Origin of the sequence: Nocardioides mesophilus, from assembly GCF_014395785.1 — a bacterium.
In the GTDB taxonomy this organism is placed as follows: domain Bacteria; phylum Actinomycetota; class Actinomycetes; order Propionibacteriales; family Nocardioidaceae; genus Nocardioides_B; species Nocardioides_B mesophilus.
In genome coordinates, this window is the sequence record NZ_CP060713.1 from 2,882,331 (window position 1) to 2,902,391 (window position 20,061).

At 72.3% G+C, this 20,061-nt stretch carries 20 protein-coding genes; 6 read left to right on the plus strand and 14 right to left on the minus strand.

Translation table 11 applies throughout. From position 1 onward, the window contains the following. Entirely contained in the window at positions 1-681 is a 681-nt protein-coding gene (locus H9L09_RS13960) for a DUF1707 SHOCT-like domain-containing protein (protein WP_187577500.1), read from the plus strand. 9 nt (positions 682-690) lie between these two features. On the opposite strand, the gene H9L09_RS13965 is transcribed toward H9L09_RS13960, so the two are convergent. The 4 genes from H9L09_RS13965 to H9L09_RS13980 are packed head-to-tail and all read right to left on the minus strand — an operon-like array spanning position 691 to position 4,901. Continuing rightward, entirely contained in the window at positions 691-1,857 is a 1,167-nt protein-coding gene (locus H9L09_RS13965) for an ABC transporter ATP-binding protein (RefSeq protein ID WP_187577501.1), read from the minus strand. A gap of 4 nt (positions 1,858-1,861) precedes the next feature. Further along, positions 1,862-2,692: a carbohydrate ABC transporter permease gene (locus H9L09_RS13970; RefSeq protein ID WP_187577502.1), complete on the minus strand. Its 831-nt coding sequence runs from the start codon at positions 2,690-2,692 to the stop codon at positions 1,862-1,864. Then, the gene (locus tag H9L09_RS13975) at positions 2,692-3,630 is read right to left on the minus strand and encodes a carbohydrate ABC transporter permease (RefSeq protein WP_246456021.1); all 939 of its coding nucleotides are present in this window, start codon (positions 3,628-3,630) and stop codon (positions 2,692-2,694) included. Before H9L09_RS13975 ends, H9L09_RS13970 begins: the two co-directional genes overlap by 1 nt. After that, complete coding sequence (locus H9L09_RS13980; protein WP_187577503.1) at positions 3,627-4,901, minus strand: extracellular solute-binding protein; 1,275 nt, start codon at positions 4,899-4,901, stop codon at positions 3,627-3,629. The genes H9L09_RS13975 and H9L09_RS13980 overlap by 4 nt, the downstream gene beginning before the upstream one ends. Before the next feature lie 274 nt (positions 4,902-5,175). On the opposite strand from H9L09_RS13980, the gene H9L09_RS13985 reads away from it, so the two are divergent. Continuing rightward, positions 5,176-6,645 carry a WS/DGAT/MGAT family O-acyltransferase gene (locus tag H9L09_RS13985; RefSeq protein ID WP_187577504.1) on the plus strand — a complete coding sequence of 490 codons (1,470 nt, stop codon included), beginning with the start codon at positions 5,176-5,178 and terminating at the stop codon, positions 6,643-6,645. A gap of 22 nt (positions 6,646-6,667) precedes the next feature. On the opposite strand, the gene H9L09_RS13990 is transcribed toward H9L09_RS13985, so the two are convergent. Beyond that, positions 6,668-7,618 carry an alpha/beta fold hydrolase gene (locus tag H9L09_RS13990; protein WP_187577505.1) on the minus strand — a complete coding sequence of 317 codons (951 nt, stop codon included), beginning with the start codon at positions 7,616-7,618 and terminating at the stop codon, positions 6,668-6,670. A 222-nt stretch (positions 7,619-7,840) separates the two neighbouring features. Here H9L09_RS13990 and H9L09_RS13995 point away from each other — a divergent pair, with 222 nt between their 5' ends. Further along, positions 7,841-8,704, plus strand: a complete 864-nt coding sequence (locus H9L09_RS13995; RefSeq protein ID WP_187577506.1) for an esterase/lipase family protein — start codon at positions 7,841-7,843, stop codon at positions 8,702-8,704. On the opposite strand, the gene H9L09_RS14000 is transcribed toward H9L09_RS13995, so the two are convergent. The 7 genes from H9L09_RS14000 to H9L09_RS14030 all read right to left on the minus strand — a co-directional run bounded on the left by H9L09_RS14000 (position 8,655) and on the right by H9L09_RS14030 (position 15,133). Beyond that, a complete protein-coding gene (locus tag H9L09_RS14000; RefSeq protein ID WP_187577507.1) occupies positions 8,655-9,572 on the minus strand; it encodes a carbohydrate kinase family protein in 918 nt (305 codons plus the stop codon). The two genes, H9L09_RS13995 and H9L09_RS14000, sit on opposite strands and share 50 nt — an antisense overlap. A gap of 40 nt (positions 9,573-9,612) precedes the next feature. Next, positions 9,613-10,641, minus strand: a complete 1,029-nt coding sequence (glpX, locus tag H9L09_RS14005) for a class II fructose-bisphosphatase (RefSeq protein ID WP_187577508.1) — start codon at positions 10,639-10,641, stop codon at positions 9,613-9,615. A gap of 18 nt (positions 10,642-10,659) precedes the next feature. Further along, positions 10,660-11,736, minus strand: a complete 1,077-nt coding sequence (locus tag H9L09_RS14010) for an ABC transporter ATP-binding protein (RefSeq protein WP_187577509.1) — start codon at positions 11,734-11,736, stop codon at positions 10,660-10,662. After that, positions 11,736-12,554 (minus strand): ABC transporter permease, encoded by an 819-nt coding sequence (locus H9L09_RS14015; protein ID WP_187577510.1) that lies wholly within the window; start codon positions 12,552-12,554, stop codon positions 11,736-11,738. The genes H9L09_RS14010 and H9L09_RS14015 overlap by 1 nt, the downstream gene beginning before the upstream one ends. Further along, a complete protein-coding gene (gene modA, locus H9L09_RS14020) occupies positions 12,551-13,372 on the minus strand; it encodes a molybdate ABC transporter substrate-binding protein (protein ID WP_187577511.1) in 822 nt (273 codons plus the stop codon). Before modA ends, H9L09_RS14015 begins: the two co-directional genes overlap by 4 nt. Then, entirely contained in the window at positions 13,369-13,767 is a 399-nt protein-coding gene (locus H9L09_RS14025; RefSeq protein WP_187577512.1) for a TOBE domain-containing protein, read from the minus strand. Before H9L09_RS14025 ends, modA begins: the two co-directional genes overlap by 4 nt. Before the next feature lie 73 nt (positions 13,768-13,840). Further along, positions 13,841-15,133 carry an SLC13 family permease gene (locus H9L09_RS14030; protein WP_187577513.1) on the minus strand — a complete coding sequence of 431 codons (1,293 nt, stop codon included), beginning with the start codon at positions 15,131-15,133 and terminating at the stop codon, positions 13,841-13,843. A gap of 37 nt (positions 15,134-15,170) precedes the next feature. Between H9L09_RS14030 and H9L09_RS14035 the strand changes: the two genes are divergently transcribed. After that, positions 15,171-15,701 carry a DUF4245 domain-containing protein gene (locus H9L09_RS14035; protein WP_187577514.1) on the plus strand — a complete coding sequence of 177 codons (531 nt, stop codon included), beginning with the start codon at positions 15,171-15,173 and terminating at the stop codon, positions 15,699-15,701. Between the two features lie 31 nt (positions 15,702-15,732). Here the strand turns inward: H9L09_RS14035 and H9L09_RS14040 are convergent, their stop codons facing one another. After that, positions 15,733-15,960, minus strand: coding sequence for an exodeoxyribonuclease VII small subunit (locus H9L09_RS14040; RefSeq protein ID WP_187577515.1), 228 nt, complete (start codon positions 15,958-15,960; stop codon positions 15,733-15,735). Next, positions 15,953-17,221, minus strand: a complete 1,269-nt coding sequence (gene xseA, locus H9L09_RS14045) for an exodeoxyribonuclease VII large subunit (protein ID WP_187577516.1) — start codon at positions 17,219-17,221, stop codon at positions 15,953-15,955. The genes H9L09_RS14040 and xseA overlap by 8 nt, the downstream gene beginning before the upstream one ends. Positions 17,222-17,340: 119 nt before the next feature. Between xseA and H9L09_RS14050 the strand changes: the two genes are divergently transcribed. Continuing rightward, positions 17,341-18,342, plus strand: coding sequence for a 4-hydroxy-3-methylbut-2-enyl diphosphate reductase (locus H9L09_RS14050; RefSeq protein WP_187580893.1), 1,002 nt, complete (start codon positions 17,341-17,343; stop codon positions 18,340-18,342). A gap of 186 nt (positions 18,343-18,528) precedes the next feature. Next, complete coding sequence (locus tag H9L09_RS14055; RefSeq protein WP_187577517.1) at positions 18,529-20,046, plus strand: DEAD/DEAH box helicase; 1,518 nt, start codon at positions 18,529-18,531, stop codon at positions 20,044-20,046. Positions 20,047-20,061: the final 15 nt, after the last annotated feature.

Sequence of the window (20,061 nt, forward strand, 5' to 3'; positions counted from 1 at the left end):
ATGGACGGACAGGCGGGGGACCCGGGTCGCGCCGCGGCAGCCTCGGGGGTCCAGCGGCAGGACGCCAGCGCGCTGCGGATCTCCGACCATGACCGGCACCAGGTGGCCGAGGTGCTGCGACAGGCCGCGGGGGAGGGGCGCATCGACCTCGACGAGCTCGACGACCGGCTCGAGGCGACGTACGCCGCGAAGACCTACGGCGACCTCGTCCCGATCACGCACGACCTCCCGGTGTCCGGGCGGCCGGCCCCCGCTCCGGTGCCTCCCCTCGACGCGCCGGAACCCGTCGCGGCCCGGCACGCCGCGTCGGTCTCGGTGATGAGCGACTGCAAGCGTCGCGGGGTCTGGGAGATGCCGGAGCGGCACACCGCCGTCGCGTTCATGGGCAGCATCACGCTCGACCTGCGGGAGGCCCGGCTGGCCGCCCGCGAGGTCACGATCGACGCCTGCGCGATCATGGGCAGCATCGACGTGGTGGTCAACGCGCACACCCAGGTGGTCCTCGACGGCTTCGGCCTGATGGGGGAGTTCTCGGAGCAACGGCCCAAGGTCGACCCGGCGCTGGACGGCGGCTCCCCGGTCGTGCGGGTCCGCGGGCTGGCGCTGATGGGGTCCGTGCACGTGCAGCGCAAGGGCCCGGCGCGCCCGCCCTTCCTCCGCCGCGGCACGGCGTCTGAGTAGGACGACGGGTCACAGACCCACGGTCAGGTTCTCCTGGCTGGAAGGGTCGAAGAGGTGCATCTTCCGTGCGTCCACGAAGATGTCCGCCTCTTCGCCCTCCCGGATCCGGCTCGCGGCGTCGAGGTTCACGACCAGCTGCGGGTGCATCGCCTCCATCTCCAGCTCCTTCTCGAGCGCGGACAGCTGCTCGCGCACGTCGGCGGGGGCTTCGAAGGGGATGTAGGCGTAGGCCTCGTTGCCGAGCCACTCGGTGACGTCCACCGTGGCGCGGAACGTCGCGCCCTGGGCCAGCCGGGCGCTGTCCACGACCGCGGCGTCGTCGAAGTACTCCGGCCGGATGCCGGCGATCACCAGGTCCTTCCCCTGCACCTTCGACGCCTTCTCGGCCGGGATGGTGACCTTCCCGAACGGCAGCTCGAGCTGGTCGCCCTGGACGGTGGCCGGCAGGAAGTTCATCGGGGGAGAGCCGATGAAGCCGGCGACGAAGAGGTTGTTCGGCTGGTCGTAGAGCTCCCGCGGCGTCGCCAGCTGCTGCAGGATGCCGCGCTTGAGCACCGCGACCCGGTCGCCCAGGGTCATCGCCTCGGTCTGGTCGTGGGTCACGTAGACCGTGGTGATCCCGAGCCTGCGCTGCAGCCGGGAGATCTCGGTGCGCATCTGACCGCGCAGCTTGGCGTCCAGGTTCGACAGCGGCTCGTCGAAGAGGAACGCCTGGGCGTCGCGGACGATCGCGCGGCCCATCGCGACCCGCTGCCGCTGACCGCCGGAGAGGTTGCCGGGCTTGCGGTCCAGGTGCTCGTCGAGCTCCAGCAGGCGGCTGGCCTCCCGGACCTTGGTGTCGATCTCCTCGTCGCTGTGCTGCTTGGACAGCCGGAGCGGGAAGGCGATGTTCTCGTAGACGGTCAGGTGCGGGTAGAGCGCGTAGTTCTGGAAGACCATCGCGAGGTTGCGGTCGCGGGGGGCCTTCTCGTTCACGCGGTCGCCGCCGATGATCATGTCGCCGGAGGTGATGTCCTCCAGGCCGACGATCATCCGCAGCAGCGTCGACTTCCCGCACCCGGACGGTCCGACCAGGATCATGAACTCGCCGTCCGCGACGTCGATGCTGACGTCGTTCACGGCCGGGAAGCCGTCGCCGTACTGCTTGACGATGTTCTTCATCTCGATGGCGGCCATGGGGTCAACCCTTCACTGCGCCGGAGGTCAGTCCGGCGACGATTCGACGCTGGAACAGCAGGACGATGATGATCACCGGGATGGTGACGATCACGGACGCGGTCGCGAGCTGTGAGTACGGCGGGTTGAACGGGTCCGGTCCGACGAAGTACGACAGCTGCGCCGGGACGGTGCGGGAGGCGGTCGTGGACGTCAGCGAGATCGCCAGCACGAACTCGTTCCAGGCGAAGAAGAACGTCAGGATCGCGGCGGTGAAGACCCCGGGGGCGGCCAGCGGCACGATCACCTTGCGGAACGCCTGCCAGGAGGTGGCGCCGTCCACCTGCGCCGCCTGCTCCATCTCCCAGGGGATCTCGCGGAAGAACGCCGACAGGGTCCAGATCGCCAGCGGAAGCGTGAACGACATGTACGGGATGATCAGCCCCGGCCAGGTGTTGAACAGCCCGATCGAGCGCCACAGGTCGAACAGCGGACCGACCAGGGCCACGACCGGGAACATCGCGATGGCGAGGGCCAGGGAGAGCACCAGCCGCTTGCCGCGGAACTCCAGCCGGGCGATGGCATAGGCGCAGAACATCGCGAAGACCACCGCGAGCGCCGTCGAGATCAGCGCGATGCCGAACGAGTTCAGCAGCGCGTGCTGGAAGTCCGGGTTGTCGAGGATGTCCTTGTAGTTCTGGATGGTCCACGTCTTCGGCAGGAACTGCGGGCTGCCCACGGTGGTCTCCGCCACCGGCTTGAACGACAGCGAGATGATCCACACCACCGGCAACAGGCACCAGACGAGGATCAGCGCGAATCCCACCCAGGTCCCGAGCCCGCTCCTCTGCTTCATCAGCTCTCCCCTCGTGCCTGCGCCAGGTCGACCCGGAACAGCTTGACGATCCCGAACGCCAGGATCAGCACGCTCAGGAACAGCAGCACCGACAGCGCGGAGCCCATCCCGAGCTGGAACTGCTCGATCACCTGCCGGTAGGTCAGGAACGACGAGGACTCCGTCTTCTGGGCGCCCTTGGTCATCACGAAGATGTTGTCGAAGATCCGGAAGGCGTCGAGGGCGCGGAACAGGACCGCGACCATGATCGCCGCCCGCATGTTCGGCAGGATCACCTTGTAGAGCCGCTGGAACCACGTGGCGCCGTCCACCTGCGCGGCCTCCAGCATGTCCTCGGACACCTGCGAGAGCCCGGCCAGCAGCAGCAGCGACATGAACGGGGTCGTCTTCCAGATCTCCGAGGCGATGATCGCGAACATCGCCGGCCAGTGCGACCCGAACCAGTTGGTGTCGGGGCTGATCCACGGCAACCAGCTCAGCCAGCCGTTCACGAAGCCGTTGTTGAGGCTGAAGGCGAACTGCCAGGCGAACGCGGAGACCACGGTGATGATGCCGTAGGGGATCAGGATCGAGGTCCGCATCACCCCGCGGCCGAAGATGATCTTGTGCATCACCATCGCGAACGCGAAGCCGATCACCAGCTCGACGGCGACGCTGACCACCATGATGACGACCGTGTTGAACAGGTCGTTCCAGAACAGCGAGTCGGTCAGCGCGGTGGTGTAGTTGTTGAGGCCGACGAACTCCCGCTCGCCGGGGGTCGTGAGCCGGTAGCGGAACAGCGACAGGTAGAGCGCCTGCAGCATCGGGTAGGCGGTGACGAGCAGCATCAGGATGACCGCGGGGGCCACCAGCTTCGTCGCCAGCCGGCTCTCCGCCGCTGACCTGTCCGTGGTGCGCCGGGCGGTTACCGGCCGGGCTGCGGTTGCGGTGGTCACAGCAACGCGTCTCCCTTCAGGACTTGCTCGATGAACGTCGCGGACTCCTGCGGGGTCTGGTCGTTGACGCTGGTCGGGGAGTGCCAGGTGCTCAGGATCGCGCTGGAGATGTCGCCCCAGTACGGCGTCACCGAACGCGGGGCGGCCACCTGCAGGCTCTTCTGGAACAGGGCGAGCAGGTCCGGCGGGTAGAGCTTCTTCAGCGGCGGGTAGTCGTAGCCGGCTGCGCTGGCGGGCATGTTGCCGGTGAGCTCCGCGTTGATGCCCTGGTTGTCCGGGGAGGTGATGCACTCCATCGCCTTGGTGGCGAGGTCGATGTGGTTGGAGAAGCTGCTGACCCCGATCCCGATCCCGCCGTACGGCGGCCGGGCCTGCTCACCGGCCACCGTCTCGGGATACATCGCGTAGCCGATGTCCTTCGCGACGGCCGGGTCGGTCTCGTCGTAGTTGTGCCAGATGAACGTCCAGTTCACCATGAAGGCGCCCTTGGACGAGCCGAACGTGGTGCTCGCCGTGCCCTCCGTGGACACCGAGAGGTCCGCCGGCTTGGCCGAGGAGCCGGCCAGCTCCTCGATCACCTTGGCCGCGTCCTCCCCGGCAGGGGAGTTGATGGTGATCTTGGCGTCGACGCCCTTGGCGGCGTCCTGCACCAGGCTGCCGCCGGCCCCGGAGACGAGCGCGTTGATCCACACCACGTAGCCCTCGTACCGGTTGGCCTGGACGGCGACCGTGCCGCCGTTCTGGGAGGCGACCTTGATCAGCTGGTCCCAGGTCACCGGCTTGCTCATGTCGATCCCGGCCTTGTCCACGAACGACTTGCGGTACCAGAGCACCTGGGTGTTGGACCAGAACGGGGCCACGACGAGCTTGCCCTTCCAGGTCGCCGCGGCGATCGCGCTCTTGAACGACTGGCTCTTCAGCTTCGCCGCGAAGCGGTCGGCGATCGGCGCGAGGTAGCCGGCGTTCGCGAACTCGGCGGTGTACGGCGGGTCGATGCTCATCAGGTCGATGCTGCTGTCGGAGGCGGCGAGCCGGCGGGCCAGCTGGATCCGCTGCTGGGTCGCGTCCGTGGGCAGCACCTGCGTGGCGATCGTGTACTGGTCGGTGCTGCACTTCTTGGCCACCGCGTCCTGGCCGCCGGTGTCCGGGTTGATGTACCAGTTGAGCGTGGGCTTTGCCGAGCTGCTGCCGCCACAGGCGGCCAGCAACGCGGCCATCAGGGCGAGGATCGCGGCGACCGCGAGCTGCTTGCGCTGCGATCTCGTCGCCACCGGGCGTCCGAGAAGTCGAGCCATCTTGGCCTCCAACGGGGACCTTGCTGCCAGACGTGACCCACTGAGGCAAAGCCAACACTGAGGGTTCCTCCGCTGGCAACCGGTCCGAAGCTCCTGCACCAGCTCGAAACGGGCGATCGCGTGGACCGACTTGGCGAACCTGAGCCGGACGGAGGGCGCATACCGGTGATGTCGCCGTCCGCCGCCCGGAACCGGGGCGCCGTTCGGGCTTCGCATCCCGCGCCCTTCGGGCATGCGGTATGACTGAGGCATGGAACAGCTGAGCGCCCTGGACGCGCAGTTCCTGATGGTCGAGTCACCGACCACCACCGGCCACGTCGGCAGCCTGGTGCTGCTCGACCCGGTGCGTGACGGCGACGGACCCGGGGACGACTGGGGCCTGGAGATGGTGCGCGACGTCCTGGAGGCCCGGATCCACCTGGCGCCTCCGCTGCGCCGGCGGCTGGTCGAGGTGCCGCTGGGCCTGGGCCGGCCCTACTGGACCGAGGACCCGCACTTCGACATCGAGTTCCACCTGCGCGAGCTGGCGCTGCCGGCGCCCGGCTCCCGGGAGCAGCTCGCCGAGCAGGTGGCCCGGATCCACGCCCGTCCGCTGGACCGGTCGCGCCCGCTGTGGGAGGCCTACGTCATCACGGGGCTCGAGGGCGGCGGCGGCGCCTACTACACCAAGATCCACCACTCGGCCATCGACGGAGTCTCCGGCGCCGAGATCCTCGAGGTGGTGATGGACATCGACCCCGAGCCGCGGCCGGTCGAGCCCGAGCCGATCCCGGACGGCACCCGGATCCCCTCCACGCTCAGCCTGCTCCGCACCGGCGTCCGGTCGCTGGCGTTCAGCCCGCTCGAGCTGCTCCGCACGGTGCCGCGGTCGCTGACCTACCTCGACCAGGTGCCGGGGGCCGCGAACGTGCCCGGGGTCAGCCTGGTCAGCTCGGTCGCGGGGCGGGTCGGCCGGCTGGTGGGCCAGCACCCGCCTGAGGGGCACGGCCACAACCTCCGGGTGCCGCGTACGCCGCTGAACGGGCCGATCACCGCGCACCGCAGGTTCGCCTTCGGGTCGGTGCCGCTGGCCGACGTCAAGCGGGTCAAGGACGCCTTCGGGATGACGGTCAACGACGTGGTGATGACGCTGACCACCTCAGCGCTGCGGCGGTGGCTGCTCGACCACGACTCGCTTCCCAGCGCGCCCCTGGTCGCGGCCGTCCCGGTCTCGGTGCGCACCGAGGACCAGCAGGGTGCACTGGGCAACCAGGTCTCGGTGATGGTGGCCGTGATGCCGACCCACATCGCCGACCCGGTCGCCCGCGCGGAGGCGATGCGCGCCTCGATGACGGAGGCGAAGAAGAACTTCAACGCGGTGCCTGCCTCGCTGCTGCAGGACCTGTCCACGGCGATTCCGACCGCGCTGTCGGGGCTGGCCGCGCGGGCGCTGTTCCACCTCGCCACCCTGCCGGGGCTGCCGTTCAACCTGTTCGTCAGCAACGTCCCGGGCCCGCAGTTGCCGTTGTACATCGCCGGCGCCCGGGTCAAGGGGATCTACCCGATCTCCGCGGTCACCGACATGACCGGCGGGCTGAACATCACGCTCTTCTCCTACGACGGACACCTCGACTTCGGGCTGATCGCCTGCCGGGAGATGGTGCCGGACGTGTGGAACCTGGTCGGCTACCTCTCCGACGCGCTGGAGGAGCTGCTGGTCGCGATCCCGGACCAGGACTGATCGGGGAGACCTCGCGGTCGGATCAGTCGCGGGGCTCCGAGTGCTCGCCGGCGCGGCGGGCGTTGCGCACGATCGCCTCCACGAAGGTCCGGTGCAGCTCGGCGGGCACGTCGTGACCCATCCCCGGGACCAGCAGCAGCTCGGCGCCGGGGACCGACTGCGCCGTTGCGCGGCCCCCGGAGACGTGCACCATCCGGTCGTCGAGGCCGTGGATCACCAGCGTCGGCACCTTCACCTCACGCAGGCTCCGGCTGCGGTCCGGCTGGGCGAGGATGGCGACCATCTGCCGGGCGACGCCGGACGCGCTGACCCCGCGGTCCCAGGTCTCGGCCGCCCGCGCCTGCACCTCCTCGACCGTGTCGGGGTAGAGCGGTGACCCGATCACCCGCCAGAGGCGGGCGGAGGACTCGACGTACGCCGCCTTGCCGTTGGCGCGTCGGGCGAGCAGCAACGGCATCAGCCGGGGGTCCTGCCAGCCGACCGTGCGCCGGCCGGTGGTGGACATGATGGAGGTCAGCGACAGCACCCGCTCGGGACGGTGCAGCGCCATCGTCTGCGCGATCATGCCGCCCATCGAGATGCCGACGACGTGGCCGGCCGCGTGACCGAGGTGGTCCAGCAGCGCGAAGCCGTCCTCGGCCATGTCGGTCAGGGTGTACGGCGGCGGGCCGCCGCGGCCCATGAACGCCCGCACGATGCCCGAGCGGGTGATCCGGCCACGGACCCGGCTCGACCGGCCGGTGTCGCGGTTGTCGTAGCGGATCACGTGGAAGCCGTGCTCGGCCAGCATCGAGCAGAAGTCGGGGTCCCACCACGTCATCGGACCACCGAGTCCCATGACCAGCAGGATCGGCTCGTCCGCGGGGTCGCCGAAGGTCTGGTAGCACAGCTCGATGCCGTCGGCGACCGTGACGAACCGCTCCGGGGACGGGCCGGTGGGCCGGGTGGACGGGTCTTCGGTGGCGCTCGACATCGTGGCGCGGAACCTCTCCTCGGCGGCAGGTTACCGGTGAGTTTACGCCGCGCGGGACGCCCGGTGGCAGCGGCCCTGGGTCAGCGGTCCGGTGCCGCGGCCGGACCGGGCTGGACCAGTCCTAGGGTCTTCCGGCCCCATCCAGCCGCCATTTCGGACGGACGAGATCACGATTGGGTGTTCAGAAGATTGAAAGTGGTCGGATGTGGTTACCGTCACATCATGGGAACACCGATGGCGACCTTCCTCTGCCCGCCGGGGTACGCCGGGCCCCGGGGGCTGCGGGCCATCGCCCGGGAGGGGAGCGCCGTCGCGGAGGCCGCCCGGCTCGTCGGCCGCAGCGCCCGTCAGCGGTGGGCACGCTCGGACACGCCGTACGCCCTGCGCCATCCCGAGCCCGGCCTGGAGCCGGTCGTGCTGGTGCCCGGCTTCATGGCGGGCGACGGCACTCTGTCGCTGATGAGCCGGCACCTGCGCCAGCTCGGGCACCGGACCTACCGCTCCACGATGCACGCCAACGTCGGCTGCACGCAGGCGGCCTTCGAGTCGCTGGAGCAGCGCATCGAGGCGGTGGCGACCAGGCGCAGCCGCCGGGTCTCGATCGTCGGGCACAGCCTGGGCGGCCTGCTCGCCCGCGGCGTCGCGGCCCGCCGCCCCGACCTCGTCGAGAGCATCGTGACGCTGGGCAGCCCGTTGCTGGCCCCCGGCGCCGCGCACCGGCTGCTGCTGCTGGACCTGGCCGTGCTGGTGCGCCTCCAGCGCGCCGGCTTCGGCAAGATGATGGGCGAGGACTGCACGTCGGGGGAGTGCGCCCAGCTGAGCTGGGAGCAGTCGCGCACGCCGCTGCCGCACGACGTCGCGTTCACCTCGGTGTTCTCCCGCCGCGACGGGATCATCGACTGGCGCGGCTGCCTGGACCCGCAGGCCGACACCGTCGAGGTGCGCACCAGCCACCTCGGGATGGCCTTCGACCCGGTGGTCCTCGACATCGTGGCGGCCTCGCTGGCTGATCACCGGGCCCGGAGGGCCCGTCAGGTCACCCGGCAGGCCAGCCTGAGGGCAGTTCCCGACGTGTCGGTGGGTTAGCCCCCCGGCGCCCGCACGTGAGCGCGGCGACCTGGTGCGCCGCGGTGAGCAGCGCCTCGAGGCGCTCCCGGGAGTGGTCGTCGATGCCCCACTCGAGCACGGTCGCGATCAGCGCCGCCATGAACGAGTCGCCGGCGCCGACCGTGTCCACGACCTCGACCGGTCGGGACGGCACCCGCACCGTCTCGGTGCGGGTGTAGGCCTCCGCGGCGGTGCCGCCGTGGGTGACCACCACCAGCCGGGTGGTGGCGCTGTGCTCGAGCAGCCCGGCGGCGAGGTCGGCCGGCGAGCGGCCGGGCGCCAGGTGCTCGACGTCCTCGTCGCTCAGCTTCACGAGCTGGGCGAACGCGGCGACCTCCAGCAGGTCCTCGAAGGCCTGCTCGGGCTCGGGGAGGAAGGCCGGCCGGGCGTTGGGGTCGAAGGAGACCAGCAGCCCTGCCGCGGCAGCCTGGCGGACCAGGTCCACGACGTTCTCGCGGCCGGGCCGCAGCGAGGCGCCGATCGAGCCGACGTGCAGCCCGCGGGCACCGGCCGGCAGCTGCCGGGCACCGATGTCCCAGGTCAGGTCGAAGTCGTAGGTGGCCGCCCGGTCGTGGCCGAGGTGGGCCGTCGCGGTGCTGGTCCGGTGGCCGGGGAGCACCGACTGCTCGTGCAGCACCACTCCGCTGCCGACGGCGTGCTCGGCGGTCAGCTTGCCGTGCTCGTCGTCACCGAGCTCGGTGATCAGCACGGTGTCCACGCCCAGCCGGGCCAGGCCGACCGCGACGTTGAGCGGCGACCCGCCCGGGGCGTGCTCCTCGCCGCCCTCGGCCGGGACGACGATGTCGACCAGGGCCTCCCCGGCGACGACGTACGGGCTGCTGCTCACCTGGGAGTCTCCCTCGCGGTCGGGAACGGGGCCGGGACGGCTAGTGGTCGAAGTCGACGGCGGCGTAGGACTTGAGCTTGCGGAGCTTGTGCTCGGAGACGATCGAGCGGATCGTGCCGCTGCGTGAGCGCATCACCAGCGAGTGGGTGCTCGCGCCACCGGCGCGGTAGCGCACGCCCTGCATCAGCTCGCCGTCGGTGATGCCGGTGGCGACGAAGAAGACGTCGTCACCGCTGACCAGGTCGTCGGTGGTCAGCACCCGGTCCAGGTCGTGGCCGGCGTCGATGGCGCGCTGGCGCTCCTCGTCGTCCTTGGGCCAGAGCCGGGCCTGGATGACGCCGTCGAGACACTTCATCGCGCAGGCCGCGATGATCCCCTCGGGGGTGCCGCCGATGCCGAGGAGCAGGTCGATGCCGGTGCCGGCCCGGGCCGCCATGATCGCGCCGGCCACGTCGCCGTCGGAGATGAACTTGATCCGGGCCCCGGTCTCGCGGATCTCCTGGGCGAGCTGGTCGTGGCGCGGCCGGTCGAGCAGCACCACGGTGACGTCACCGGGCTCGCTGCCCTTGGCCTTGGCGACCTGGTGGATGTTCTCGGCGACCGGGTTGCGGATGTCGACGGCATGGGCCGCCTCCGGGCCGGTGACCAGCTTCTCCATGTAGAACACCGCGGACGGGTCGTACATCGACCCGCGGGGTGCCACCGCCATCACCGCGATCGCGTTGGCCATGCCCTTGGCCGCCAGGGTGGTGCCGTCGATCGGGTCGACCGCCACGTCGCACTCCGGTCCGGTGCCGTCGCCGACCTCCTCGCCGTTGAACAGCATCGGGGCGTTGTCCTTCTCGCCCTCGCCGATCACCACCACGCCGCGCATGCCGACGGTGGAGATCAGCGTGCGCATCGCGTTGACCGCCACGCCGTCGGCGCCGTTCTTGTCGCCCCGGCCGACCCACCGGCCGGCCGCCATCGCCGCCGCCTCGGTGACCCGGACGAGCTCGAGCGCGAGGTTCCGGTCGGGGGCTTCGTTGGGGGCGTCGAGACCGGTCGAGAGGTGCGGGGCGTCAGACATGGGCCGAGGGTACCGCGCTCAGATCGCCGTGTAGACCCTCACCTCGGTGGCTTTCACCGACGCCCAGACCTCCCGTCCGGGCACGAGGCCGAGTCCGGTGGCCGACGCGGGCGTGACGTCCGCGATCAGCCCGACCGGGCCCTCGAGGTGCACCCGGACCGCCTCGCCGTGCGGTGCGACCGAGGCGATCGGGGCCCGCCACCGGTTGCGCGCCGACCCGGCCGGCTGCTCCGGGGTGAGCGTCACCGCCGCCGGGCTGAAGCAGGCGCTCACCGGACCGTGCGCCGGGGTGGTGGTGACCAGGACCGAGCCGTCGTCGAGCCGGACCAGGGTCCCCTCGCTGAGCCCGCGGAGCACGTTGAGCCCGACGAGCCGGGCGACGTGGTCGGTGCGGGGCGCGGTGGCCACCTCGGTCGGGCTGCCCTCCTGGGCGACCGCGCCGTCCTCGAGGACCAGCACCCGGTTGGCCAGGGTCATCGCGTCCAGGGCGTCGTGGGTGACCAGCACCGCGACCCCGGGGAAGTCGGCGAGGTGCCGGGCGAGCTCGATCCGCAGCGCCATCGCGACGCCGACGTCGAGGGCCGACAGCGGCTCGTCGAGCAGCAGCAGACCGGGCTCGCCGGCCAGGGCCCGGGCGATCGAGACCCGTTGCGCCTGCCCGCCGGAGAGCTGGTGGGGGCGGCGCCGGGCGAGGTCACCGATGCCCAGCCGGTCGAGCCAGGACTGGGCGGTCGCCTCAGCGGTACGGCGGCCGACGCCGCGGCTGCGGGGGCCGAACGCCGCGTTGCCCAGCGCGGTCAGGTGCGGGAACAGCAGGTCGGACTGGAACACCATGCCGACCCGCCGGTGCCGCGCCTCGAGGCGGCGGCCCCGCTCGCCCTCCCACAGCTGCCCGTCCACCCGCACGTGCCCTTCGCTGAGCGGCACGATCCCGGCCAGCGCCCGCACCAGCGTGGACTTCCCGGCGCCGTTCGGGCCGATCACCGCGATCACGTCGCCGGGCTCGGCGGTCAACCGGACGTCGACGGTGTGGCCGGGACGCCGTACGACGACGTGCGCGTCCAGCCGGGCCGGGCCGGACTCGTTCGGGCTCATCAGCCGCGGGCCCCCTGGACGGCCTGGTCGAACCAGCGCTCCCGGAGCAGGGCGAGCACCGCCACCGAGACCACCATCAGGATCACGCTGAGCACGATCGCCGCGTCCGGGTCCGACTGCAGGGCGACGTAGATCGCGTTGGGCATGGTGCGGGTGGTGCCCGGGTAGTTGCCGGCGAAGGTGATGGTGGCCCCGAACTCGCCCAGCGCCCGGGCCCAGCTCAGCACCAGGCCGGCGAGCAGCCCCGGGCCGGCCAACGGCAGCGAGACCCGGAGGAACGTGGTCCACCGGCTGGCGCCTAGCGTGGCCGCCACGACGTCGTACTCCCGGTTCGTGGCCCGCAGCGCCCCCTCCACGCTGAGCACGAAGAACGGCAGCGCGACGAAGGCGTGCGCGACCACGACGGCGGCGGTGGTGAACGGCAGCGAGATCCCGAACGCGTCGTAGAGCGGGCCGCCGACCACGCCGCGACGGCCGAAGGCGGAGAGCAGCGCCACGCCGCCGACCACCGGCGGCAGCACCAGCGGCACGATCACCAGGGCCCGCACCAGCGACCGTCCGCGGAACTCGGCCCGGGCCAGCAGCCACGACAGCGGCACCCCGACCAGCGTGACCAGCACGACCGCCGCGGTGGAGGTGAGCACCGAGAGCCGGAGCGCGTCGAGGATCGCGGGGTCGGTGAGCCGGACCCCGAGGTCGGACCACGGGGTGCGCACCAGCAGCGCCAGCAGCGGCACGGCGAGGAAGGTGACCGCGAGCACCGCCGGGAGCACCAGCCGCAGCGGCGCCCGGCCCAGGGCGGCCTCCTGCCGGGTCACGGCGTCCCGAAGCCGGCGGCGCGCAGGACCCGCTGCCCGTCGGCGGAGAGGACCAGCTGCACCCAGGCCCGGGCCAGCGCGGGCTCCGCGGAGCCGGAGAGCACGGCGATGGGGTAGACGGTGCTGGTCCGGTCGGCGCCCGGCACCTCGATGGCCCGCACCTTGTCACCGGCGGCGACCGCATCGGTGGTGTAGACGATGCCCGCGTCGGCCTCGTCGAGCTCGACCTTGCTGAGCACCGCCTTGACGTCGACCTCCTCGCTGGCCGGCGGGTGGGTGATGTCCTGCTCCTGCAGCACCGTCGTGGTCAGCGCACCGCACGGCGCGGACGGCACGCACACCACGTAGTCGACCGAGGGCCGGTCCAGGTCGGCGAACGTGCTGATCCCGGCGGGGTTGTCTGCCGGCACCACGAGCGCGAGCCGGTTGGTGGCGAAGACCCGGGGCGAGCCGGCCACGGCGTCGCCGTCCACGACGGTCCCCATCGTGCGTTGGTCCGCGGTGGCGAGGACGTCGGCGGGGGCGCCCTGGAGGACCTGCTCGGCGAGGGTGGCGCTGGAGTCGAAGGAGACCGAGACGGTGGTGCCGGGGTGCGCGTCCTCGAAGGTGCGCGCGAGCTCGGTGAAGGTCTCGGTCAGCGAGGCGGCGGCGAGCACGGTGAGCTCGCCGCTCAGCCGGCCCTCGCCCTGGTCGGTGCCTGCTGCCGTCCCCGGGCCGCCCGTCTCCGACCCGCCGCCGCAGCCGGCCAGCGCGGCGACCAGCGTCACGCCCAGAGCCAGGGCGGCCAGCCGGCGGCCGCTGCGCCTCGCGCGGCTCACGGGAGCTCCACGACGACGTTGGTGGACTTCACCGACGCGATCGCGACCACGCCCGGCTCGAGGCGCAGCTCGTCGGCGGCCTCGCTGCTCATCAGCGACACGATCCGGTAGGGCCCGCAGACCAGCTCGACCTGCGCCATCACGGGGTCCTTCTTGACCTCGGTGACGATGCCGCGCATGCGGTTGCGGGCGCTGACCGCGCTCGCCCGCGTGGCGCCGGAGTCGTCGGTCTCCGCCAGGGACCTGGCCAGCCGCGCCAGGTCCGCGCCGGCGATGCGGGTGCGCCCCGCGGAGTCGGAGGAGGCCGTCACCCGGCCGGCGTCGATCCAGCGCCGCAGGGTGTCGTCGCTGACCCCGAGAAGCTCCGCCGCCTCGACGATCCGGTAGTCACTCATCGGGCCAGTGTGCCGCATCTGCGGTTCTTTTGGCGAGAGATGACCCGCACATGCGGTACGGCGTCGCGGCCGGTCAGCCGAGCGCCCAGAGCACGACCACCCCGGCCAGCACCGCCGGTGGTGTCACCAGCGCCGCGAGCCGGTGGAACTCGGCGGCTCGCGGCGCCGGCCCGAGCGTGGTCATGCTGCGCCGCCAGAGCAGGTTGGCCAGCGAGCCGGGGTAGGTCAGGCCGGAGCCGACGTTGAGCCCGACCAGCGCGACGAGCAGCGCGGTGCCGCCCAGCGGCGCGACCAGCGGCACCAGCAGCAGCGTCGCCGGCAGGTTGTTGACGAGGTTGGCCAGCACGGTGGCCAGCAGCGCGACCAGCAGCAGCGAGGCCAGGCCGTCGCCGGCGGGCAGGAGGCCGCCCACCAGGTCGCCGAGGAAGCCGTCGACCAGGGCGGCCACCACCACGCCCAGCCCCAGGACGAACAACGCGAACGGCAGGTGCGAGGCGCGCAGCACCGTCGCCGGCCGGACGACCCGGCGGCGCAGCGCGTGCGCCGCCAGGACCGCGGCTGCGGCTCCCGCCACCCACGCGGGCTCCACCCCGAGCGGGGAGCCCACCGCGAAGCCGACCAGCATCAGCGCCACGACGGCCAGCGCGACGACGGGCGCGGGCTCCACGACCTCGTCGACCTCGTCGCGCTCCGCCCACTCCTGCTCGGTCCGCTCGACGGTCGCCGGGCTGCCGGTCGATCGGCCTTCGGCCAGCTCCCGGCGGAAGAACACGCGGAGGCCGACGTACTCGACGGCCAGCACCGCCGCCCAGGCGGGCGCCATCCGCACCGCGAACTCGTGGAAGGTCAGCCCAAGGGCCGGCATCGCCAGCAGGTTCGTCAGGTTCGAGACCGGCAGCAGCAGCGAGGCGGAGTTCGCCAGCCGTGCGCAGGCGTAGGCCACCGGCCGGGAGCGCAGCCGGCTGCCGGTCGCGGCCAGCACCGCCACCGGGGTCAGCAGCACCACGGTCGCGTCCAGGCTGAGCACCGCGGTGGTGACCGCGGCGGTGAGGAAGGTCCAGGTCAGCATCCGCACCGGAGAACCGCCCGCCCGGGCGGACAGCAGCGCGCCGAGGGTGCGGAACACGCCTTCGGCCGCGCACAGCGTCGCCACCACCAGGATCGCGCACAGGAACAGCACCACGGGCAGCAGCTGCAGCACCTGCTCGCGTGCGGCGGGCAGGTCGACGGCTCCGATCGCCAGCATCAGGGCGGCGGCCGCCACGCCGGCCGTCCCCTCCCACCACTGCGAGGGGTGCGCGAACGCGACGGCGAGCAGGGCGACGAGCGTGAGCACGGCGACCGCGTCGAGCACGGCAAGGGGCACCGGCGCAGCCTAGGGGGCCGCTGGGACAATGGGACACGTGAGTGGACAGGCAGGCCGTTACCAGCGTTCGGCGACCGGCATGGTGGGCGCGATGATCGTGCTGATCGCCGTCGTCGGCGGCTTCGTCACCCTCCGCGAGCTGAACAGCACCGACCCGCCGAGCCCGGTGCGCGACGTCGACTACGCCAAGGTCGCGCAGTTCGCGCGCAAGCAGGCCACCTTCGACCTGGTCGCGCCGGCCGCGCTGGCGCCGGGCTGGCGGGCGACCACGGTCGACTACGTCGACGGGGTCAAGCCGCGCTGGCACCTCGGGATGCTCGACGCCGAAGGGCGCTACGTCGGGCTCGAGCAGTCAGGCTCGTCGGTGAGCTCGATGGTCGAGACGTACGTCGACGAGGCGGCCGTCCGGGGCAAGCCGGTGCGCGTCGGCGGGCAGACCTGGTCGCGCTGGTCCGACGCCGGCGGCGACGTCGCCATCGTCCGGGACGCCGGCGACACCACCACGTTGCTGGTGGGCGACGAGGTGCCGGTCGAGGAGCTCGCGACGTTCGCGACGACGCTGCGCTGACTCGGCTGAGTCGGCAAGCCGGCGGGTCCGGCTACTCCGGCTGCTCCGCGTCTCCCTGGGACAGCGCCGCGTCGAGCCGCTTGCGGGCGCCGTCGAGCCAGCCCTGGCAGGTGCGGGCCAGCTCCTCGCCGCGCTCCCACAGCGCCAGCGACTCCTCGAGGTCGGTGCCTCCGGACTCGAGCCGGCGGACCACCTCGATGAGCTCCTCCCGCGCCTGCTCGTAGGTGAGCTCGGGGCTGGTGGACGTGGTCTCACTCATCGGTGTCTCCTCCGGAGGCGTCGGTGGCCGGCTGCTCGACCGGATCGGGGGTGGTGCTGGTGACCCGCGCGCTGATCCGACCGTCCGCGACCCGGATCCGGACGGTCTTCCCCTTGCCGACCGTGTCGACCGAGGTGACGACGTGCCCCTCCGCGTCCTGGACGACGGCGTAGCCGCGGCTCAGCGTGGCGAGCGGCGAGAGGCTGCGCACCCGGGCCAGCTGGTGCCCGAGGTCGTTGCCGGCCCGGTCGAGCTGGTGGTGCAGCGTGCGCCGGGCCCGGTCGCGCAGCTGGTCGACCTCCAGGGACCGGTCGTCGAGGTGGCGGGTCGGGTCGGCGAGGCTGGGCCGGGCCCGGATCGCGTCGAGCAGGTGCTGCTCGCGCGAGAGGTAGGTGGACAGGTGCGCGCGGAGCCGGTCACGGGCGTGCCGCACCCGCTCCATCTCCTCGGCGACGTCCGGCACGATCGTCTTGGCCGCGTCGGTGGGGGTCGCGGCCCGCCGGTCGGCGACCAGGTCGAGCAGGGGGCTGTCCGGCTCGTGGCCGATCGCGGAGACCACCGGCGTACGCGCCTTGGCGACCGCCCGGACCAGGCCCTCGTCGCTGAACGGCAGCAGGTCCTCCACCGAGCCGCCGCCGCGGGCGATGACGATCACGTCGACCTCGGGGTCGTGGTCGAGCCGGTCGAGCGCGGACATGATCTCGGCCGCCGCCTGGGTGCCCTGGACCGCGGTGTGCACGACGCGGAAGTCGACCGCGGGCCAGCGGCGGCGGGCCACCTCGAGGACGTCGCGCTCCGCGGCAGAGCCGCCGCCGGTGATCAGGCCGATCCTGCGGGGCAGGAACGGCAGCGGCCGCTTGAGCTCGGCGGCGAAGAGCCCCTCGGCGGCCAGCAGCTGCCGCCGCCGCTCGATGCGGGCCAGCAGCTCGCCGAGACCGACCATCCGGATGTCGTTGGCGCGCAGCGACAGCGTGCCGCGGTTGGCGTAGTAGGACGGCTTGGCGTGCACCACGACGCCGGCGCCCTCGACCAGCGGCGGGTTCAGCGAGTCGAACAGCAGGCGCGAGCAGGTGACGGAGATCGACACGTCGGCGACCGGGTCGCGCAGGGTGAGGAAGACGGTGTTCATGCCCTGCCGCCGTGACAGCTGCGCGACCTGACCCTCGACCCAGATCGCGCCGAGCCGGTCCACCCAGCCGGAGATCAGGTTCGCGATCTGGCGCACCGGCGCCGGCTTCTCCGGGGAGGTCTCCAGGCCCACGTGACCCGCCTCCTCTCCGCATGTGACGCGATCCGCGCGGTCGGCCCTGCGCCGCCGCACTGCCCGGCACCTTACGACCCAGCGCCTACGATGGGCGCATGAGCACGTCCGATCTGGGGATGCCCCCTGTCCTCGATCCGAGCAGCCTCGACCCCGCGGGCGACCGTTCGGTGCTGCTGGCGGCGCCGCGCGGCTACTGCGCCGGCGTCGATCGCGCCGTGATCACCGTGGAGAAGGCGCTGGACCTGTACGGCGCCCCGGTCTACGTGCGCAAGCAGATCGTCCACAACAAGCACGTGGTCTCGAACCTGGAGTCCCGCGGCGCGGTGTTCGTCGAGGAGCTCGACGAGGTGCCCGAGGGCGCCACCGTGGTGTTCTCCGCGCACGGCGTCTCCCCGGAGGTGCACCACCAGGCCGAGCAGCGCTCGCTCAAGACGATCGACGCCACCTGCCCGCTGGTGACCAAGGTGCACCACGAGGCGCGCCGGTTCGCCAGCGACGACTACGACATCCTGCTCATCGGTCATGCCGGCCACGAGGAGGTCGAGGGCACCGCCGGGGAGGCGCCGGAGCACATCATCCTGGTGCAGACCCCGGAGGACGTGGCGACCCTGGAGGTCCGCGACCCCGGCAAGGTCGCCTGGCTCTCGCAGACCACGCTGTCGGTCGACGAGACCATGACGATCGTCGATGCGATCCGCGAGCGCTTCCCCGAGCTGCTCGACCCACCGTCGGACGACATCTGCTACGCCACCCAGAACCGGCAGATGGCGATCAAGGAGATCTCCCGCTCCGCGGACCTCGTGATCGTGGTCGGCTCGGGCAACTCCTCGAACTCGGTGCGGCTGGTCGAGGTCGCGCTGGAGGCCGGCGCGAAGGCGGCGTACCGCGTGGACGACGCCACCGAGATCGACGAGGCCTGGCTCGAGGGCGTCGGCACGGTCAGCGTCACCTCCGGCGCCTCGGTGCCCGAGGAGCTGGTCGACGGCGTGCTCGCGTTCCTGGCCGAGCGTGGCTACCCGGACGCCCAGGCGGTGCACACCGCCGAGGAGTCGCTGATCTTCGCGCTGCCCCCGGAGCTGCGTCGCGACATGCGCGCCGCGGCCCAGGCCTCCTCCTGACCCACCGCTGGGCGGGTGACCGGTCTCACCGGGATCCTGGCACCGCCGGACACGCCGGTGCCGTACTCTGGTCACAGCGGCCCCATCAGTTCTGCCTCGGGCCGCTTCTTCACCTCGTCATCCACCGAGCGCCGCGGGCCAGATCCGCGCCGGGCAGGACGACCTTCTAGCTTTCGGAGTTCCCTCATGGCGGCATCCCGCCCCACGCAGTCCCCTGCGCCCGTCCAGGCCACCGGCTTCGCCGAGCTCGGCGTCCCGCCGATGCTCGTGGAGTCCCTGGCCGCGGCCGGGATCACCAGCCCGTTCCCGATCCAGAGCGCGACGCTTCCCGACTCGCTCGCCGGTCGCGACGTCCTCGGCCGCGGCCGTACCGGCTCGGGCAAGACCTACGCCTTCCTGCTTCCCCTGGTCGCCCGGCTCGCCGGCTCCCACGCCGCCCGCGGCGCCCGCAAGCCGCGTGCGCTCGTGCTGGCGCCGACCCGTGAGCTGGCCAGCCAGATCGAGGCCGCGCTCGCGCCGCTGGCCAAGGTGGCCGGCCTGCGCACCCTCACCATCTTCGGCGGGGTCCGCCCCAACCCGCAGATCGCCGCGCTGCGCTCCGGCGTCGACGTCGTGATCGCCTGCCCCGGCCGCCTCGAGGACCACCTGCGCTCGGGCCACGCGGACCTGTCGGGCATCGAGATCACCGTGCTCGACGAGGCCGACCACATGGCCGACCTGGGCTTCCTGCCGGTCGTACGCCGGATCCTGGACCGCACGCCCGGCGGCAGCCAGCGGCTGCTCTTCTCGGCCACGCTCGACGCCGGCGTGGACGTGCTGGTGAAGCGGTACCTGAGCAACCCGGTCGTGCACAGCGTCGACACCGCGCAGTCCCCGATCTCGACGATGACCCACCACGTGCTGCACGTCGAGAAGGACTCGCGGCTGAGCATCATCACCGACCTGGCCTCGGCGCCCGGCCGCACGGTGCTGTTCACCCGCACCAAGCGCGGCGCGAAGACGCTGGCCCGCCAGCTGAACGCGCGCGGCGTCCCCGCCGTCGAGCTGCACGGCGACCTCTCCCAGAACGCACGCACCCGGAACCTCGCGTCGTTCTCCTCCGGCTCCGCGACCACCCTCGTGGCCACCGACATCGCCGCCCGCGGCATCCACATCGACGACGTCGGGCTGGTGGTGCACGCCGACCCGCCGGTCGAGCACAAGGCCTACTTGCACCGCTCCGGTCGCACCGCCCGCGCCGGTGCCGACGGCACCGTCGTGACGATGATGCTCGACGCGCAGGTCTCCGACGTGCGTGACCTGACCCGCAAGGCCGGCATCAAGCCGACCATCACCCGCGTGCAGCCCGGCCACCCGGTGCTGACCGTGATCGCCCCCGGTGAGCGGCGCGAGCTGCCGCCGGTGGAGACGGTGGTCGTGCCGCAGGCCGGTCGCGGGGGCAGCGGCTCCGAGCGACCGGCGGGCACCGGCACGCGTCGCCGCCGCTCCGGTGGAGCGGGACGCGGCAACGGTGCCGGCAACGGCGGCGCGAAGGGGTCGACGGGCCAGGGCGGCTCCGGCCGCTCCCAGGGCTCCTCGGCCGGCCGGTCGCAGGCGTCCGGTGGCGCGCAGGGCGGTGGCCGTCCGAGCCGTCCGGCCGCGGCCGCCGGCTCCGGTCGCCCGCACAGCGCGGCCAACTTCTCCTCGGCCTCGCGCACCCGCTGAGCCAGACCCGCGGCA

What these genes read in the sequence shown, in the direction of transcription:
- H9L09_RS13960 (WP_187577500.1), top strand. Translation starts at nt 1, where the DNA reads ATGGACGGACAGGCGGGGGACCCGGGTCGCGCCGCGGCAGCCTCGGGG.
- H9L09_RS13965 (WP_187577501.1), bottom strand. Translation starts at nt 1,857, where the DNA reads ATGGCCGCCATCGAGATGAAGAACATCGTCAAGCAGTACGGCGACGGC.
- H9L09_RS13970 (WP_187577502.1), bottom strand. Translation starts at nt 2,692, where the DNA reads ATGAAGCAGAGGAGCGGGCTCGGGACCTGGGTGGGATTCGCGCTGATC.
- H9L09_RS13985 (WP_187577504.1), top strand. Translation starts at nt 5,176, where the DNA reads ATGGAACAGCTGAGCGCCCTGGACGCGCAGTTCCTGATGGTCGAGTCA.
- H9L09_RS13990 (WP_187577505.1), bottom strand. Translation starts at nt 7,618, where the DNA reads ATGTCGAGCGCCACCGAAGACCCGTCCACCCGGCCCACCGGCCCGTCC.
- H9L09_RS13995 (WP_187577506.1), top strand. Translation starts at nt 7,841, where the DNA reads ATGGGAACACCGATGGCGACCTTCCTCTGCCCGCCGGGGTACGCCGGG.
- glpX (WP_187577508.1), bottom strand. Translation starts at nt 10,641, where the DNA reads ATGTCTGACGCCCCGCACCTCTCGACCGGTCTCGACGCCCCCAACGAA.
- H9L09_RS14010 (WP_187577509.1), bottom strand. Translation starts at nt 11,736, where the DNA reads ATGAGCCCGAACGAGTCCGGCCCGGCCCGGCTGGACGCGCACGTCGTC.
- H9L09_RS14025 (WP_187577512.1), bottom strand. Translation starts at nt 13,767, where the DNA reads ATGAGTGACTACCGGATCGTCGAGGCGGCGGAGCTTCTCGGGGTCAGC.
- H9L09_RS14040 (WP_187577515.1), bottom strand. Translation starts at nt 15,960, where the DNA reads ATGAGTGAGACCACGTCCACCAGCCCCGAGCTCACCTACGAGCAGGCG.
- H9L09_RS14050 (WP_187580893.1), top strand. Translation starts at nt 17,341, where the DNA reads ATGCCCCCTGTCCTCGATCCGAGCAGCCTCGACCCCGCGGGCGACCGT.
- H9L09_RS14055 (WP_187577517.1), top strand. Translation starts at nt 18,529, where the DNA reads ATGGCGGCATCCCGCCCCACGCAGTCCCCTGCGCCCGTCCAGGCCACC.